The following is a 13,459-nucleotide window of genomic DNA, read 5'->3' as shown; positions in this document are numbered from 1 at the left end:
CGCACGGTGTCGCTCCCGATCAGACCGATTTCGGCTCGACGAACATGCGGCCCTTCATCTCCATGTGCATGGCGTGGCAGAACCAGGAGCAGTAGTACCAGTAGACGCCCGCCTTGTCGGCGCTGAACGACACCGACGCGGTCGCCATCGGCGCGACCTCCATCTGGATACCGTAGTTCACGATGCAGAAGCCGTGCGTCAGGTCTTCGACCGCATCGATGTTGGTGATGTAGACGGTGACCTGATCGCCCTGCTTGACCTGGAACTGCTCGAGCCCGAACGCCGGAGCGGTCGAGGTCATATAGACCCGCACCTTGTTGCCGTCGCGGATGATCTTGGAATCCGCCTCCAGGTTGATCCCGTCGGCCTTGGCTTGCTTGACCGCATCGGCAAACATCGGATCGGCGCGGTCCCAGATCGAGATCGGGTTGATCTTGGAACGGTGCACGATGGTGGCGTCATGCGGCTCGGCGAAGCTAGGACCGTCATGGACCAGTTTCATCTGGTCGCCCGAGATGTCGATCAACTGATCGTTCTCCGGCTTCAGCGGGCCGACGTTGAGAAAGCGGTCCTTCGAAAACTTGTTCAGCGAGATCAGCCATTTTCCGTCGGCCTCCTTGGTCTGACCCATCGAGGAGTGATTGTGGCCAGGCTGATAGTGGACGTCGAGCTTCTGGATGATGGGATCGACCTTCTCGCCCTTAAAGGCTCGTTTGGCGAGATCGATGTTCCATTTGACGACCTGGCTGTCGAGGAACAACGTCGTGTAGGCGTTGCCCTTGCCGTCGTAGGCCGTATGCAGCGGCCCGAGGCCGAGTTCGGGCTCGGCGACCACGACGTCGCGCGGTTTGATCTTGTCGTCGAACAGTTGGTCGAACAGCCGAACGTCCATCACCGTCACCGTCGGCGACAGCTTGCCTGCCGCGACGATGTGGATGCCGTCGGGCGCGGTATTCATGCCATGCGGATTGTTCGACACCGGAACGTAGCGCGTGTAGGGCGAGCCCTTGCGACCGTCGATCACGGGCACGCCGTTCATTTCCTTGAAATCACCCTTCTTCACTGCCTCCTCGATCCGCTTGAGGTTGAAGATGACGACCCAGTCCTGCTCGTTGGCGGTCATCTCGGCCAGAGTGACGCCTTCTTCGGCGTTGTAACAGGTCGAGAAGCAGTATTTGCCTTGGTAGTCGGAATCGACGTTGTCGAGATTGCCGCTAACCATCACCTGCCAGGCCACTTTCATGGTATCGCCGTCGAGCGCCGTGAAGATGGAGTGATATTCCTTCGGGTTGTCGAGAACCTTGCCGTCGTTCGGCAGCGGAACGCCGTCTTCCCCGTTGCAGAACACATATCCGGTTCGTGGATACTTCTGTAGCCGAAGGCCGTGGACGGTGTGCTGATTCGGCAGTTCGATAATCTTGTCGCACTTCATGACGTCGAGCCGCACCCGCGCCACGCGGCTGTTGGCCTTGTCGTTCATGAAGGCGTAGCGGCCGTCGTAGGTGCCATCCGTGAAGGAGACGTGCGGATGGTGGAGGTCGCCGTTCATGAACGTGCCGCCACGGTTCTTGAGGAATTCGCGGGTTGCCGGCTGCATCCCTTCTGTCAAAACCTTCAGGCTTTCGTTGGTCTGGCCCCAGCCGGTCGCGCTGCAGCGGTTGAAGACCGGAACGCGCATCAGTTCGCGCATCGAGGGGAGCCCGATGATCCGCATCTCGCCGGATTGGCCACTCGAAAAGAAGACGTAATATTCGTCGAGCTCGCCCGGCGCGACTTCGGTCTTCTGCACGGCCGGACGTGCCGGCGGTGCCTTGGGTGCGGCAGATTTGGTCTGCGCGTCGGCGGTCGAGACGAAGCCCGCGCCGTCCTTCGTCACCACCGCCCCGCCGGCAAGTCCCACGCCCGCAGCGGCCGCCGTGGTCCCCAGCAGCGTTCGCCGGCTGACGCCCTTGATGTTGTCGCTGTCGCTCATGATTGCCTCCTCGGCTTTCGGTTCAGGTTGCAGATGGCGTGATGGCGTCGACTGGCGACGCGCCGACGGGTTTTCCCCCGGCTGTGATGATTGTGTTCGGTCCTTTGCCGCCTGATCGCATCGAAGGCGACGACATGGCCATCCGCTTCTCGCGCTTCAGCCGCACCTGGATCATGTGCGGGCAGCGGTGGTCATCGAAATAGAGTTCCTGGCAGTGCATGCAGTAGATGCACTCGTTGACGTTGATGTGACCTTCCGGATGGATCGCTTGCACGGGGCATTCATTGGCGCAGCGCTGGCAGGGCGAGCCGCATTCCGGCCAGCGTCGCAGCCATTCGAACATCCGGATGCGGCCGGGAATCGCCAGCGCCGCGCCGAGCGGGCACATGTAGCGGCAGAAGAAGCGCTCGACGAACAACCCCGCCGCGAGGAGGGTCAGGGCGTAGACGACGAACGGCCATTCCCGCGCGAACTTCAGAACGATCGAAGTCTTGAAAGGTTCGACCTCGGCAAGTTGCTCGGCAAACGCCGTCGAGTAGAGCGACATGCCGAACAGGCCGAGGAAGATGATGTACTTGATCGGCCACAGCCGTTCGTGAAGGCCCCAGGGAACGCGGTACTGCGGGACCTTGAGCGCCTTGGCAGCGTTGTTGAGCAATTCCTGCAGGGCGCCGAACGGGCAGAGCCAACCGCAGAACGGTCCGCGCCCCCAGAAGAGAAGTCCCGCCGCGATGGAGGCCCAGAGAAGGAAAATCAGCGGCGCGGAGAGGAAATACTCCCAACTGAACCCGGTCAGCAGGGAGTTCGTGAAGGTCAGGACGTTGACCACTGAAAGCTGAGCGTTCGCATACCATCCCAGCCAGACGAGAATGAACAGCAGATAGAAGCGGCGGACCCACGTGTACACCGCCGGACGACGGACCAGAAAATTCTGGAAGAAGAAGATCAGCGTCAGCGCGCCGAGCGCCAGCATCGCTGTGCCGATCTTGAGGGCGTCCGCGCGCCATATCCGCATCCACAACGGATCCTCGTCGGTCGTCGGCACGCGGGCTTCGGGGGCGGCGGCCGGCGACGACTTTGCGGTCGGCGCCGCTGCCGCTGCGGCCGGCCGAACCGGCGCTTCGCGCTTGAGATAGATTTCGGGAAGTGTGTATCCAAGATCGAAGGTGACCCAGGCCTTGTCCCGTGCGCCGACGACGCGCTGCACCAGGAGCTGCAGCGCCCACGGCTCGGTCGGATCGAACGCGAAGTCGGCCGGCACGATGAACAGCGCAATTTCGGGAAAATCCGGCGCGCCGTCGGCCGCCAGGCTACCCAGTCGGGTATGGTCCCGATCGCGGAAACGGATGCTGTTGGTTTCCTGGATCAGCTCGATCCGGTCGAAGATTCCACCCCGAACGTAGGCGGCCCCTTTGAAGGAATAACGGCCGGCACCGGCGACGACGAGCGCCTGCTGGCCTGGCTTCAACCTGCCGGCCAGCCGACCGTAGCTCTCGTCGCCCAGCAGGCTGCGGCCGATGGTCGGCACCGCGACGTCCGCGACATAGAGATCGATGAAGCTGTCGTCCGGAGCGCCTTCCTCCGGGCGCGCTGCGGCGACCGCATTGCCCGATTTCTCGAAGGCCTGGTTGATATCGGCGACGGAGAGGGTTAGCCGCCGGACCGAGCCGTCGCCGACCAGGGTCTGCCAATCGCGGACTTCGCTCTTGGCCGCGTCGATGGCCTTCGTAGCTCGCGGCCCGGCCGCCGCAACCGGGCTGCCCTGAGCGCCGAGGCGGCCGCTCCGGATCAGCTTGGTGGCGGATCGAACGATGCTGTCGCCGATCACCAGAACGGTTACGGTTGCGCCGCTGACGATGTCGACTTGGGGCGCCGGCGCAGCCCCGCGGGCGACGCTCCCCAGGTCGGCGCCGATCAGCTTGTTGACGGCCTCCAGAATGCGCTTTTCGGGGATGCCCACCAGCACGATGGGCTCCTTGTGCTCGACCAGCTTGAGGCCGGTCAGCACACCTTTCGGATCGATGCCAACGAGCATCTGGATCGGTTTTCCGGAATAGCCGACCGCATTGGCGAAATCGGAATTCAGGTACACGAAGCCCTGCAATTGATCGCCGCGATAGGCCGGTATGATAGGCGGCTCGCCCTGCGGGGGACCGAAACGGTCGGCGCCCGGGAAGAAGTCGGCAGGGGCAATCTTCGACAGGTAACCGTTCAGGTCGGCAGCGGACGCGGTGCCGAAGGACGACACGCAAAGCAACGCCAACGCGAAGAGTGCGCGCGCCGCTTGGGTTAGAAAATCCGGAACAACATGCGTTCTTTGGAGCATGGGACCTCGAACGTGAACGCCGCGACCGACCGGGCCGCGCGCTCCTATTTCTTCCGAAGTCGCCGTTGACGCAGGAACTTGATCGGATAGATGCTACGCTGTCAACCGAAAGAGTGTTTGCGCTGGATCAAGCTCGCCAATTGTTCCGTGAGGATCTCGTCATGCCGTTGCTACGAACTTCGCTGCTGATGAGCGAGCCGGCCGGAACGCTCGAGTCGCTCGACGAGTTGTTCGCTCTCGCCAACGCCATGGAAGAGGAGGCTGCGAAAAGATACTCCGCGTTGGCGGAGGAGATGCGACGGCAGAACAAGGATGCCCTGGCCGAGGTCTTCGCTAACCTCGCCGCCGCTGAGCGCGAACATGTCGACAGCGTCGCAAGATGGTCACAATCGCGCCGCGGCAAGGCGCCGGATCCGGCGCTGGTTCGATGGGAGGCGCCCGAAACCTTCGACGCCGAGACGGCAAGGGAGATCGAAACCTCCCGGCTGACGACCCCCTACCGCGCTTTGGCCATGGCGGTTCGCAACGAGGAACGCGCCTTCGCATTCTGGTCCTACGTCGCCGCCTATTCCCGGGATTTGGAGATCAAGCAGGCCGCCGAAGCCATGGCGCGTGAGGAACTCGGACATATCTCGACACTGAGGAAGGAACGGCGTCGCGCCTACCATAAGGAGCATGAGCAAACCGAACGGAGGGGGCGCGACGATTCGGCCGTGATGCAGATCGATGCGCGCGCACTGGAGCTCCGTCTCGCAGCGCAGCTTGCCGACTTGGAACGCGGTCTCGCCGGGGCTGCAGCGGTCCGCACACGGGAGCTTGTTGAAGAGACGATGCAGATGTCCGAGAAAGCCGAGGGCATCGGGAAATTCCCGGTGTCACTCGAACAGCGCGACGCGGAGACGATCTCGGAAGCGCTGGCCGACGGCTACCTGGAGAGCGCCGAAAGCGCCAGCGATCAAACCCAGGTCGTGCTGCTACAAGAATTGGCGGAAGGGGCCATCGCTCGCTTAGCGTGGTTGCGCTCGTTGACGGTGGCGTGAAGGTTGAATGCGACGTCGTTCGTCTCCGTGCCCGGTCCTGGCCGTACGCCATCGGTTTCCTGGTCGCGCGAAGTCGATCCGACAGGCCCACGAATCCGGCTACGCGTTATGGCAGGCAATTGCTCTACCGTCCGCGCCGGCAGACCGAAGCTCGGGAACGTCGACCAGGCAGCGATGGCTGGCTATCGGGCAACGTGGGGCGTAGGCGCAGCCGCTTGGCCGCTTGAAGAGGCTTGGCGGTTCACCCGTTTCGATCGCGCCGAGAATCCGCTTGGATGGGTCCGGCTTCGGAATTGCCGCCACCAGCGAACGTGTATAGGGATGGCGCGGATCGTTCAAAACCGTCCGCGTTGCGGCCTGCTCCACGATCCGCCCCATATACATCACCGCAACGCGATTGCTGATTTGTCCGATGACGCCGAGGTCGTGGGAGATGAACAGCATCGACAGTCTCAGCTGCTCACGCAGATCCATCATCAGATTGAGCACCTGGGCCTGCACGGACACGTCGAGGGCCGAGACCGGCTCGTCGGCGATCACGATGGACGGTGAGGGAAGAATTGTTCGTGCGATGCCGGCCCGTTGCCGCTGCCCGCCGCTCAGTTCGTACGGATAGCGCGCGGCGAAAGACGGATCCAGGCCGACCGCCGTCAGCGTGGCGGCGATCGCCGCGCTGCGCTCGGCGCGACTGGTGAAGAAACCATTGATATCGCCAGCCTCCGCGACCGAGTCTCCGATCGACCGCCGCGGGTTGAGCGATGCATAGGGATCCTGGAAGACCATCCGGATGTTCAGGCGCATGTTGCGAAGGCTGGCTCCCGTCATGTCCGTTCCCTTGAAGCTGATGGTGCCGCTGTCGGGCCGGGCCAGCCCCACGATGGACCGGCCCAGCGTGGTCTTGCCACAGCCTGACTCGCCGACGATCCCGAGCACCTCACCCTCTGCCAGCGACAGCGACACACCATCCACCGCCCGCACCTGATATTTTCGGCCGGCGCGCCTGACGCTGAAGGAGACCTCAAGATCCCGAATGTCGAGGACGGTGTTTCCGTTCATCGCGGTCCCCCGCCGTCCAGGGGAAAGGCGCAGAGCACCTCGTGTCCGCGAGAAACTTCCGCGCGCGGTGGGGCCGCCGTGCGGCACGACGCACGCACCGCTGCGCACCGCGAGGCAAAGACGCAGCCAGCGCCGACCGTGCCGGGCGCCGGCGGCTGCCCCGCTATGGTTGGCAGGCGGCGCGCGCCGGAATTCCGCGACGGCATGCAGTCCATCAGTCCGCGCGTGTAGTGGTGGCGCGGTCTGCCGAACAACGCTTCGACGCCCGCGGTCTCCACGATCCGGCCCGCATACATGACCGACACGCGATCGGCGAGCTGCGCGATCACCCCCATGTCGTGGGTGATGAACAACATCGCCATGTCGAGGCGGTTGCAGAGCTCGCGCAGCAGCCCGAGAACCTGCACCTGGATGGTGACATCCAGTGCCGTGGTCGGTTCATCGGCGATTAGAACCTGAGGCCTGCAGGCCAGCGCGATCGCGATCATGACCCGCTGGCGCTGGCCGCCGGACAATTGATGCGGATACGCCGACAGCTGCATTGCGGGATCTGGCATGCGCACCAGCTCGAGCAGCTCGCGCGCCCGGGCGATCGCGGGGGGGCCGGAAGATCGATCATGCACGCGCACGGCTTCGGCGATCTGATCGCCGATCCGACGAACCGGGTTAAGCGAGGTCATCGGCTCCTGAAAGATCATTGCCATCCGGCCGTGGCCCGCTTCGACGCGCTGCCAGGGCTGCAGCTGCGTCACGTCGCAGCCCTCCAACAGGACCCGGCCGGCCCGGATCCGCGGGCCGGGCTGCGGCAGCAATCCCATCACCGCAAGCGAGGTCATGCTCTTGCCGCAGCCGGATTCGCCGACGAGGCCGAGGATTTCGCCCTTGCCAAGTTCGAAGGACACGCCGGCGACGATGTCGACCGGTGTGGTCTCCGAGCCCAATGACACCGTAAGGTCGCGAACGGACAGCACGATCTAGCCCTTCTCGCTAAACACCTGACGGAACCGGGGATCGAGACGATCGCGCAGTGCATCGCCGACCAGGTTGAGCGAAAATGCAGTCGCCACGATCATCATGCCCGGAAAGAACAGCAGCCACGGGGCTCGGGTGATGAAGGTGCGCGATTCCGCCAGCATGTTGCCCCAGCTCGGAATCTCCGGCGGAGCGCCCAGGCCCAGGAAATCGAGCGATGCCGCGCCAAGCTGCGCGAACGCGAAGACGAAGCTGGCCTGCACAAGAAGCGGTGAGATCAGGTTCGGCAGGATGTGCTTGCCGATGAGCCATGCCGTTCCGGCGCCCATGCTGCGGGATGCCTCGACATAGGTCTCCACGCGCAAGCGCAGCGTCAGACCGTAAACGATGCGCGTCGTCGTCGTCATGTAGCCGAGCCCGATCGCCAGAATGGCATTGGCCACGCTCGGACCGAGGACGACGATCAGACCGAGTGCGAGCAGCAGACTCGGGAATGCCATGAGCACATCGACCAGGCGCATCAGCACGTGACCGAGTCGGGGGAACAGGGCGGACAGAACGCCGATCGGCACGCCCGTCGCAAGCGCGAACACGACCACGCCCGAGCCGATCAGGAGCGCCATGCGCGCCGAGTGGATGACGCGTGACAAGGTGTCCCGGCCAAATTGGTCGGTGCCGAACCAATGAAGCGCGTTCGGAGGTGTCAGACGGATCGACGGGTCGATGGCATAGGGATCGTAAGGTGCGAGCCAGGGTGCGAAAGACGCGGCGAGCACGGTCCCCAGGAGGATGCCGAGCCCCACCAGTGCGATCGGGCGCGCGACGAACGGCTTCAGCCAAAGGGTCGCGCCGGCGCGGCTCATTGGAGTTCGACCCGCGGATCGAGCAGGCGATAACTCAGATCGACGATCAGGTTGATCAGGAGATACACGACGACGATGACCAGAATGACGCCCTGGATCACCGGATAGTCCCGGCGGAGGATCGACTGTACGACGAGGCGGCCGATACCCGGCAGGGCAAACACGGTTTCGGTCACCACCGCTTCGGACAGCAGCGCCGCGAAGGTGAAGCCGAATGCCGAGACCACCGCCAGGAGCGCGTTGCGCAGGATGTGCCGAACCACGACCTGCCAGGGTCGGATGCCCTTTGCACGCGCCGTGCGCACGTAATCCTCGCGGGAGACGTCGAGCATGCTGGCACGCGTCAGCCGCAGAATCAGCGCGGCATTCGGCGCTGCAAGCGCCAGGCTCGGGAGGACGAGATAGCGGAGATTGACGAGCCCGCCTTCGAAGATCGATGGATAACCGGAGCTCGGAAACCAGCCAAGCCACGCGGCAAAGATCAGGATCAAATAGAGCCCGACCCAGAACGTGGGAATCGAGGCCATCAGCATCGCCGCGCCGGATAGCCCCTGGTCGAGCCAGGTGCCGTGCCGAACCGCCGCGATCATGCCGATCGGCACACCGATGAGCGTAACCCAGATCATCGTCATGGTGGCGAGCAAGGCGCTGGTCTCGGCACCGTCGGCAATCACCGACAGCACCGGCGCCTGGAAGAAGATCGACCGTCCGAGGTTGCCCTCGAGCACATGGCCGATCCAGGTCAGATATTGCAGGATGATCGGTTGATCGAGACCGAGCTGGTGTCGCAGAGCGTCGATCTGATCGGGGGTCGCGGTGTCACCGAGCAGGACGTAGATGGGATCGCCCGGAACGATATGGATGAAGGCAAAGATGATAACGGACGCCGCCAGAAGCGTCACCGCCGTCGTTCCCGCGCGCTTGAGTGCGTAAGACCACATGTGATTGTGCGGCTGATCAGCGGCGATGATGCGCGCCGGTGACGGCGCTCGACATTCCCAGCGGTCTCATTGCCCGTCCTTACTTCGTGGACACATTCCAGAACACGGGACCGTTCGGGTTCAGTCCCTTCAACTTGGGAGAAGCGATGTCATAGGTGTAGGCATCGCCTACTTTCATGACCGGCACCTGATCGTAGATCAGCGATTGGATCTTGTCCCATGTCGACTTGCGTGCGGTCGGATCGGTCGATTTGATCAGCTCGGCCCGAAGCGAGCTGATCTCGGGGCTGTCCCACCACCCGGGATAACTCGCATTCAGGAACGTGAGGAGCAGCGGATCGGGCGAGAACGAATGGTGGGTGACAAAGATGTCCCACTGTTCCGGCTGGCCTCGCATCTTCAGAAGCGTCGCCCAATCGACGACCATCATCTGAACATTGATCCCGGCGTCGGCCAGTTGGCGTGTGAAGACCGAGGCTTCGTCATAGTGCGCCTGATAGTTTGTCGAGACCAGAAGGCGGATCGGAGTCCCCGTGTAGTCCGCCTCCTTGGCGAGCTCCTTGGCCTTCTTTGGATCGTGCGGGCTGTAGCCGGAAACGCCTTCCGCCGAGTACCAGGGCGTGCCCTTGGGAAAGATCGATCCCTCGGCGTTCCACAGGTCCTTGGAGCCGAAGGCGACGCGCAGGGCCTGCGACTTGTCCAGCGCGGTCTGGATGGCGCGGCGGAGCTTGTAGTTGTCCTTCAGGATTCCCTGCTTCGAGTTCATGAAGAAAAGGCCGAAGATCGGCGCGTTCGTACGCTGCACCTGCACCGATTGGTCCTTGCTCAGGGACTCGTACAGATCGCCAGAGATCATTTCCGCATAGTCGTAGTCGCCGGCTTGCACGCCGCTCACGCGGGTGCCGACGTCCGGGACCGGAATGAACCGGATCTTGTCGAAGATGGCGATGCGGGCGCCGGCGAACCCGTCGCCCTTTTCCTTCACCGGCTTGTAGCCATCGAATTTCTCCACCTCGACATAGCGGTTCGGCCTCCACTCCACGAACTTGTAAGGCCCGGTACCGATATAGTCCTTCTGCTCGATCGGCCGGTTGCCGGCATTGGCGGCGACTTCTTCCGGATAGATCGCAAGGCCACCATTGACGTCCGCAATGAGGTTCTTCCAGGCGCCGTTCGGCGCGGACAATTTCAGCGTGACTTCGTACTTTCCCGTCGCTTCGACCGACGTGGCTGCGGCCATCAGGAGCTTGCCGCGCGCACCGAAGTTGCCCCACCGCGTCAGCGAGGCGGCCACGTCCTTGGCGGTCATCTCCTTGCCGTTGTGGAAGGGAACGCCTTCGCGGAGCTTGATGACGATGGTCTTGCCGCCGTCTTCCTCGCGGTCGCTCTCGGCCAGCATCGGGCGCGGCGTATAGGTCGAGTCCAGCGCATACAGTGTTTCGAAGATGTGGCGGCCGATGACCGAGGCGACGTCGGCTGTCGTCAGCATGACGTCAAGTGGCGGCGGTTCGCCGATGGTGGCTTCGCGAAGCAGGGTGGCCGCGCTGGCGTGTGCATTGAGAAACAATGCGGCGGCGATCCCAACGGCGCCACGCATCAAGACACTGAGGTCGCATCTCATGATCGCCCCTCCCACCTTGTCTCAGCCGCCTGCCTTCACCTGCAGGGGATGCGCCCTCAGGCGTTGACCCGGCGGCGCGTTATCGTTTGTTTGAAAGTTACATACAGAATATGCTAAGTTTCAAGTGGAAAATTGCGATAGACTGCCGATCTGTCGATACGTGGATTGATCGAGGCTGAAGGTTTCTTACGACGATCTCCTGGCCAAGGGCGCAGGTTAATCCGACCTAAGGAAGGGCGCGCATGCCGCGTGCGAAGCGAATTCACCCGGCGAAAGCCGCCGGGACAGCAGTCTCGACCCCGTCGCGCCGCGACGCGTTCGTGGCCGGCGACATCATCTCTGTCATCAGACAGAGTGCTCCGAGTCTCAGCCCTTCGGAGCAGCGTGTTGCCATGGCGCTGCTGGCCGACGTCGAGTTTGCCATTCACGCGAGCAATGCGGAGCTGGCTCGCAGCGCGCGTGTCAGTGAACCGACAGTGACCAGGTTCAGCCGCTCCGTCGGCTGTCGCGGCGTCCGTGACCTCAAGGTGAGGCTGGCTCAAGCCATGGCGGTTGGGCGGATTTACGTTGAGCTGCCCCCGCATGTCGGCACGGATCTGGCGCGCCCCGCTCTCTGGCGGTCGGTGTTCCAGGAAATTCGTCGCGCAATCGCTGCTGCCGAAGAGGGACTGCGGAAGGAGGACATCGAGAGGGCTGCCGATGCCATCTCGCGCTGTTCGAAACTTGCAGCCTTCGGCGTGGGCGGCGGCTCGACCCTTGCGGCGATGGAGGTTCAGAATCGTTTCTTTCGTCTCGGGATCGCCGTCTCTCACACCTCCGACCCGAGCTTGATGCGCATGATCGCCGCGACCCTTGGCGAGGACGATGTCGTCGTCGCCATCTCGACCACGGGTGCAGCGAACGAGGTGATTGAGGCAGCCGGTATCGCCAAGCGATACGGCGCCCTGGTCGTCGCGATTACCAAGCCGCAAAGCAGGCTGGCCTCAATCGCCGATATTGCGCTCGGCTTGCACGTGCCCGAAGCGCCCGATGCGCTCAAGCCGACCGCGTCGCGCTATGCCCTTCTCGCGGCCATCGATCTGCTCGCCGCGTCGACGGCCTATTGCAAGCCGCTCGAAGCCCAGACACGGATGCGCCGGATCAAATACGAGTTGATGAAGGGGACGGACGGGAATTCAAATGGGCCGCTCGGCGACTGAAGGGCACTGCCGGCACATGCCAACTGTTGCGCTGCTGACGCTCTCAGAGCAGGCTCGGGCCCTTGCTCAAACGTGCGCGTCGTAGATTTGGATGTCGGGACGAGCAAATCGGACAATCTGCGCGATCAGAGCGGTCGTCATTTTGGAGCGAGCCGGTAGAACTCAAGCCTGTAACAGTGGGCTCGTGTTGGAACGGCATGGAAAACATTGAGTCTGTTGGTCGTTCGGAAGCCAAGATGCTCTCGAGAGAGCATCTTGGCTTCGCAAACGTGGGATACGTTTCATCGCCATCTTCTTCGAACAAGACGGCAATGCGCTTTGGTCGGTCCGGGCCGATGGCTGTTGAGCGGTTGGGGCTAGCTGCAGCTCAGCGGCAACGGCTGGTTGGGATGCAACTCGTACCAATCATAGCAATCCGGATAGGCGCCGTAGAATCCATATCCGGGCCGGTAGCGGCCGAAGTGGTGAAACGCGTGCTGGCGGAGACCGTCGGCATGACCGCCGAAGCCGAGGTGCTCGCCGCCGAACCGGGCGCCGCCGCCGAAGCCGCCCTCATGCCCCATGCTGCCGAAATGCGCGTCGCCGCCAAAGCCCGCATGTCCACCGCCGAAGCCGCCACCGCCAAAGCCGCCGTGGCCGCCACCTCCACCTCCTCCACCGTGCGCGTCGGCCGCGCCGATGGCGAGCGTCGAGGCGAGCGCTGCTGTTGCCAGAATCATGATGGCTCGTTTCATGGAAAACTCCTCTCGTGTTGAGCTGCCCGGTCATCCCTGAGGCCCGCTGCCGGATCGTGCTGTGCGCGCGAGGCTGCTGATGACCGGGCGTGTGATGCAGGAGAGGTAGGTGCGCCGCGCGGCAATCCAACTGAATTCGGCGTCAGACATCGGGCGCCGCGCGCGAAGGTGAACGCGCCGCGCGTGGTGGCGGCGCACGCAAGAGAGCGGGCTGAATCGAACAGCCCGCTCTCTGTCATTCGATGTGAAGCGCCCGGCGGAGCCATCCGGCCGGCCGCGTTGGCGCAATCAGAAGCTGCCCGTGCCCGGCTCGCAAGGCACGTTGTTGCCGGTCCACGGCGCGGTGGCAAAGGCGCCGACGCGCGGTGCCGGAATGCAGGCGCGTTCGCCCGGATAGAATGGCGCGCTCGTCGCGACCGTATCGGCTTCCACCGCGGGCTGCTGCACGACGCGATGGTGCTCGCGCGCCATGACGGGGCCGCCCAGCATGGCGGCTGCGATCAATCCCATCGACAACAGTTTGGACGTGGTCATTCGCTCTCTCCATTGATGACATCAGGCCGAACCAAGCCGGCTCGTCATCGACGTGTGAACGATCAGTCGCGATTCAAACGCACGATTTGCTCACCGCAGTTCAACCGCCCGTGACCCGATGCGGCGTCGCAACCACGATCGTGCGAATGCATAACATCCGTGGCCCCTGAAACTACAGCGCGTGCGTTGACGGCATATGTT

The 13,459-nt window shown here is 63.3% G+C and carries 11 protein-coding genes; 2 read left to right on the top strand and 9 right to left on the bottom strand.

Features of this window, described 5'->3' with window-relative positions; translation table 11 throughout:
- Nucleotides 1–19: 19 nt before the first annotated feature.
- Both nosZ and WN73_RS32825 read right to left on the bottom strand, forming a co-directional pair.
- Nucleotides 20–1,972 (bottom strand): TAT-dependent nitrous-oxide reductase, encoded by a 1,953-nt coding sequence (nosZ, locus tag WN73_RS32830; protein WP_011083147.1) that lies wholly within the window; start codon nucleotides 1,970–1,972, stop codon nucleotides 20–22.
- Nucleotides 1,973–1,994: 22 nt separating this feature from the next.
- Nucleotides 1,995–4,298 (bottom strand): NosR/NirI family protein, encoded by a 2,304-nt coding sequence (locus WN73_RS32825; RefSeq protein ID WP_271556295.1) that lies wholly within the window; start codon nucleotides 4,296–4,298, stop codon nucleotides 1,995–1,997.
- A gap of 161 nt (nucleotides 4,299–4,459) precedes the next feature.
- On the opposite strand from WN73_RS32825, the gene WN73_RS32820 reads away from it, so the two are divergent.
- Complete coding sequence (locus WN73_RS32820; RefSeq protein WP_028175314.1) at nucleotides 4,460–5,338, top strand: ferritin-like domain-containing protein; 879 nt, start codon at nucleotides 4,460–4,462, stop codon at nucleotides 5,336–5,338.
- A gap of 99 nt (nucleotides 5,339–5,437) precedes the next feature.
- On the opposite strand, the gene WN73_RS32815 is transcribed toward WN73_RS32820, so the two are convergent.
- From WN73_RS32815 to WN73_RS32795, 5 genes are all read right to left on the bottom strand, one after another.
- Nucleotides 5,438–6,394 (bottom strand): ABC transporter ATP-binding protein, encoded by a 957-nt coding sequence (locus WN73_RS32815; protein WP_271556294.1) that lies wholly within the window; start codon nucleotides 6,392–6,394, stop codon nucleotides 5,438–5,440.
- Nucleotides 6,391–7,365, bottom strand: coding sequence for an ABC transporter ATP-binding protein (locus WN73_RS32810; protein ID WP_028175312.1), 975 nt, complete (start codon nucleotides 7,363–7,365; stop codon nucleotides 6,391–6,393). The genes WN73_RS32815 and WN73_RS32810 overlap by 4 nt, the downstream gene beginning before the upstream one ends.
- A 3-nt stretch (nucleotides 7,366–7,368) precedes the next feature.
- Nucleotides 7,369–8,229 carry an ABC transporter permease gene (locus tag WN73_RS32805; RefSeq protein WP_161532658.1) on the bottom strand — a complete coding sequence of 287 codons (861 nt, stop codon included), beginning with the start codon at nucleotides 8,227–8,229 and terminating at the stop codon, nucleotides 7,369–7,371.
- Nucleotides 8,226–9,170, bottom strand: coding sequence for an ABC transporter permease (locus WN73_RS32800; protein WP_161532657.1), 945 nt, complete (start codon nucleotides 9,168–9,170; stop codon nucleotides 8,226–8,228). The genes WN73_RS32805 and WN73_RS32800 overlap by 4 nt, the downstream gene beginning before the upstream one ends.
- Nucleotides 9,171–9,249: 79 nt before the next feature.
- Nucleotides 9,250–10,791 carry an ABC transporter substrate-binding protein gene (locus tag WN73_RS32795; RefSeq protein ID WP_271556293.1) on the bottom strand — a complete coding sequence of 514 codons (1,542 nt, stop codon included), beginning with the start codon at nucleotides 10,789–10,791 and terminating at the stop codon, nucleotides 9,250–9,252.
- A 242-nt stretch (nucleotides 10,792–11,033) separates the two neighbouring features.
- Here WN73_RS32795 and WN73_RS32790 point away from each other — a divergent pair, with 242 nt between their 5' ends.
- The gene (locus tag WN73_RS32790) at nucleotides 11,034–11,990 is read left to right on the top strand and encodes a MurR/RpiR family transcriptional regulator (protein ID WP_271556292.1); all 957 of its coding nucleotides are present in this window, start codon (nucleotides 11,034–11,036) and stop codon (nucleotides 11,988–11,990) included.
- Nucleotides 11,991–12,346: 356 nt separating this feature from the next.
- Here the strand turns inward: WN73_RS32790 and WN73_RS32785 are convergent, their stop codons facing one another.
- Entirely contained in the window at nucleotides 12,347–12,724 is a 378-nt protein-coding gene (locus WN73_RS32785) for a hypothetical protein (protein WP_271556291.1), read from the bottom strand.
- 288 nt (nucleotides 12,725–13,012) lie between these two features.
- Nucleotides 13,013–13,258: a hypothetical protein gene (locus WN73_RS32780; protein ID WP_028175308.1), complete on the bottom strand. Its 246-nt coding sequence runs from the start codon at nucleotides 13,256–13,258 to the stop codon at nucleotides 13,013–13,015.
- Between the last annotated feature and the right edge of the window lie 201 nt (nucleotides 13,259–13,459).

It is taken from the genome of Bradyrhizobium sp. CCBAU 45394 (assembly GCF_028128655.1).
Lineage (GTDB): Bacteria > Pseudomonadota > Alphaproteobacteria > Rhizobiales > Xanthobacteraceae > Bradyrhizobium > Bradyrhizobium diazoefficiens.
This window is presented reverse-complemented; position numbering and strand designations above follow the sequence as displayed.

Coding starts and splice junctions, on each gene's coding strand:
- nosZ (WP_011083147.1), bottom strand. CDS start 1,972: ATGAGCGACAGCGACAACATCAAGGGCGTCAGCCGGCGAACGCTGCTG.
- WN73_RS32825 (WP_271556295.1), bottom strand. CDS start 4,298: ATGCTCCAAAGAACGCATGTTGTTCCGGATTTTCTAACCCAAGCGGCG.
- WN73_RS32820 (WP_028175314.1), top strand. CDS start 4,460: ATGCCGTTGCTACGAACTTCGCTGCTGATGAGCGAGCCGGCCGGAACG.
- WN73_RS32815 (WP_271556294.1), bottom strand. CDS start 6,394: ATGAACGGAAACACCGTCCTCGACATTCGGGATCTTGAGGTCTCCTTC.
- WN73_RS32805 (WP_161532658.1), bottom strand. CDS start 8,229: ATGAGCCGCGCCGGCGCGACCCTTTGGCTGAAGCCGTTCGTCGCGCGC.
- WN73_RS32800 (WP_161532657.1), bottom strand. CDS start 9,170: ATGTGGTCTTACGCACTCAAGCGCGCGGGAACGACGGCGGTGACGCTT.
- WN73_RS32795 (WP_271556293.1), bottom strand. CDS start 10,791: ATGAGATGCGACCTCAGTGTCTTGATGCGTGGCGCCGTTGGGATCGCC.
- WN73_RS32790 (WP_271556292.1), top strand. CDS start 11,034: ATGCCGCGTGCGAAGCGAATTCACCCGGCGAAAGCCGCCGGGACAGCA.
- WN73_RS32785 (WP_271556291.1), bottom strand. CDS start 12,724: ATGAAACGAGCCATCATGATTCTGGCAACAGCAGCGCTCGCCTCGACG.
- WN73_RS32780 (WP_028175308.1), bottom strand. CDS start 13,258: ATGACCACGTCCAAACTGTTGTCGATGGGATTGATCGCAGCCGCCATG.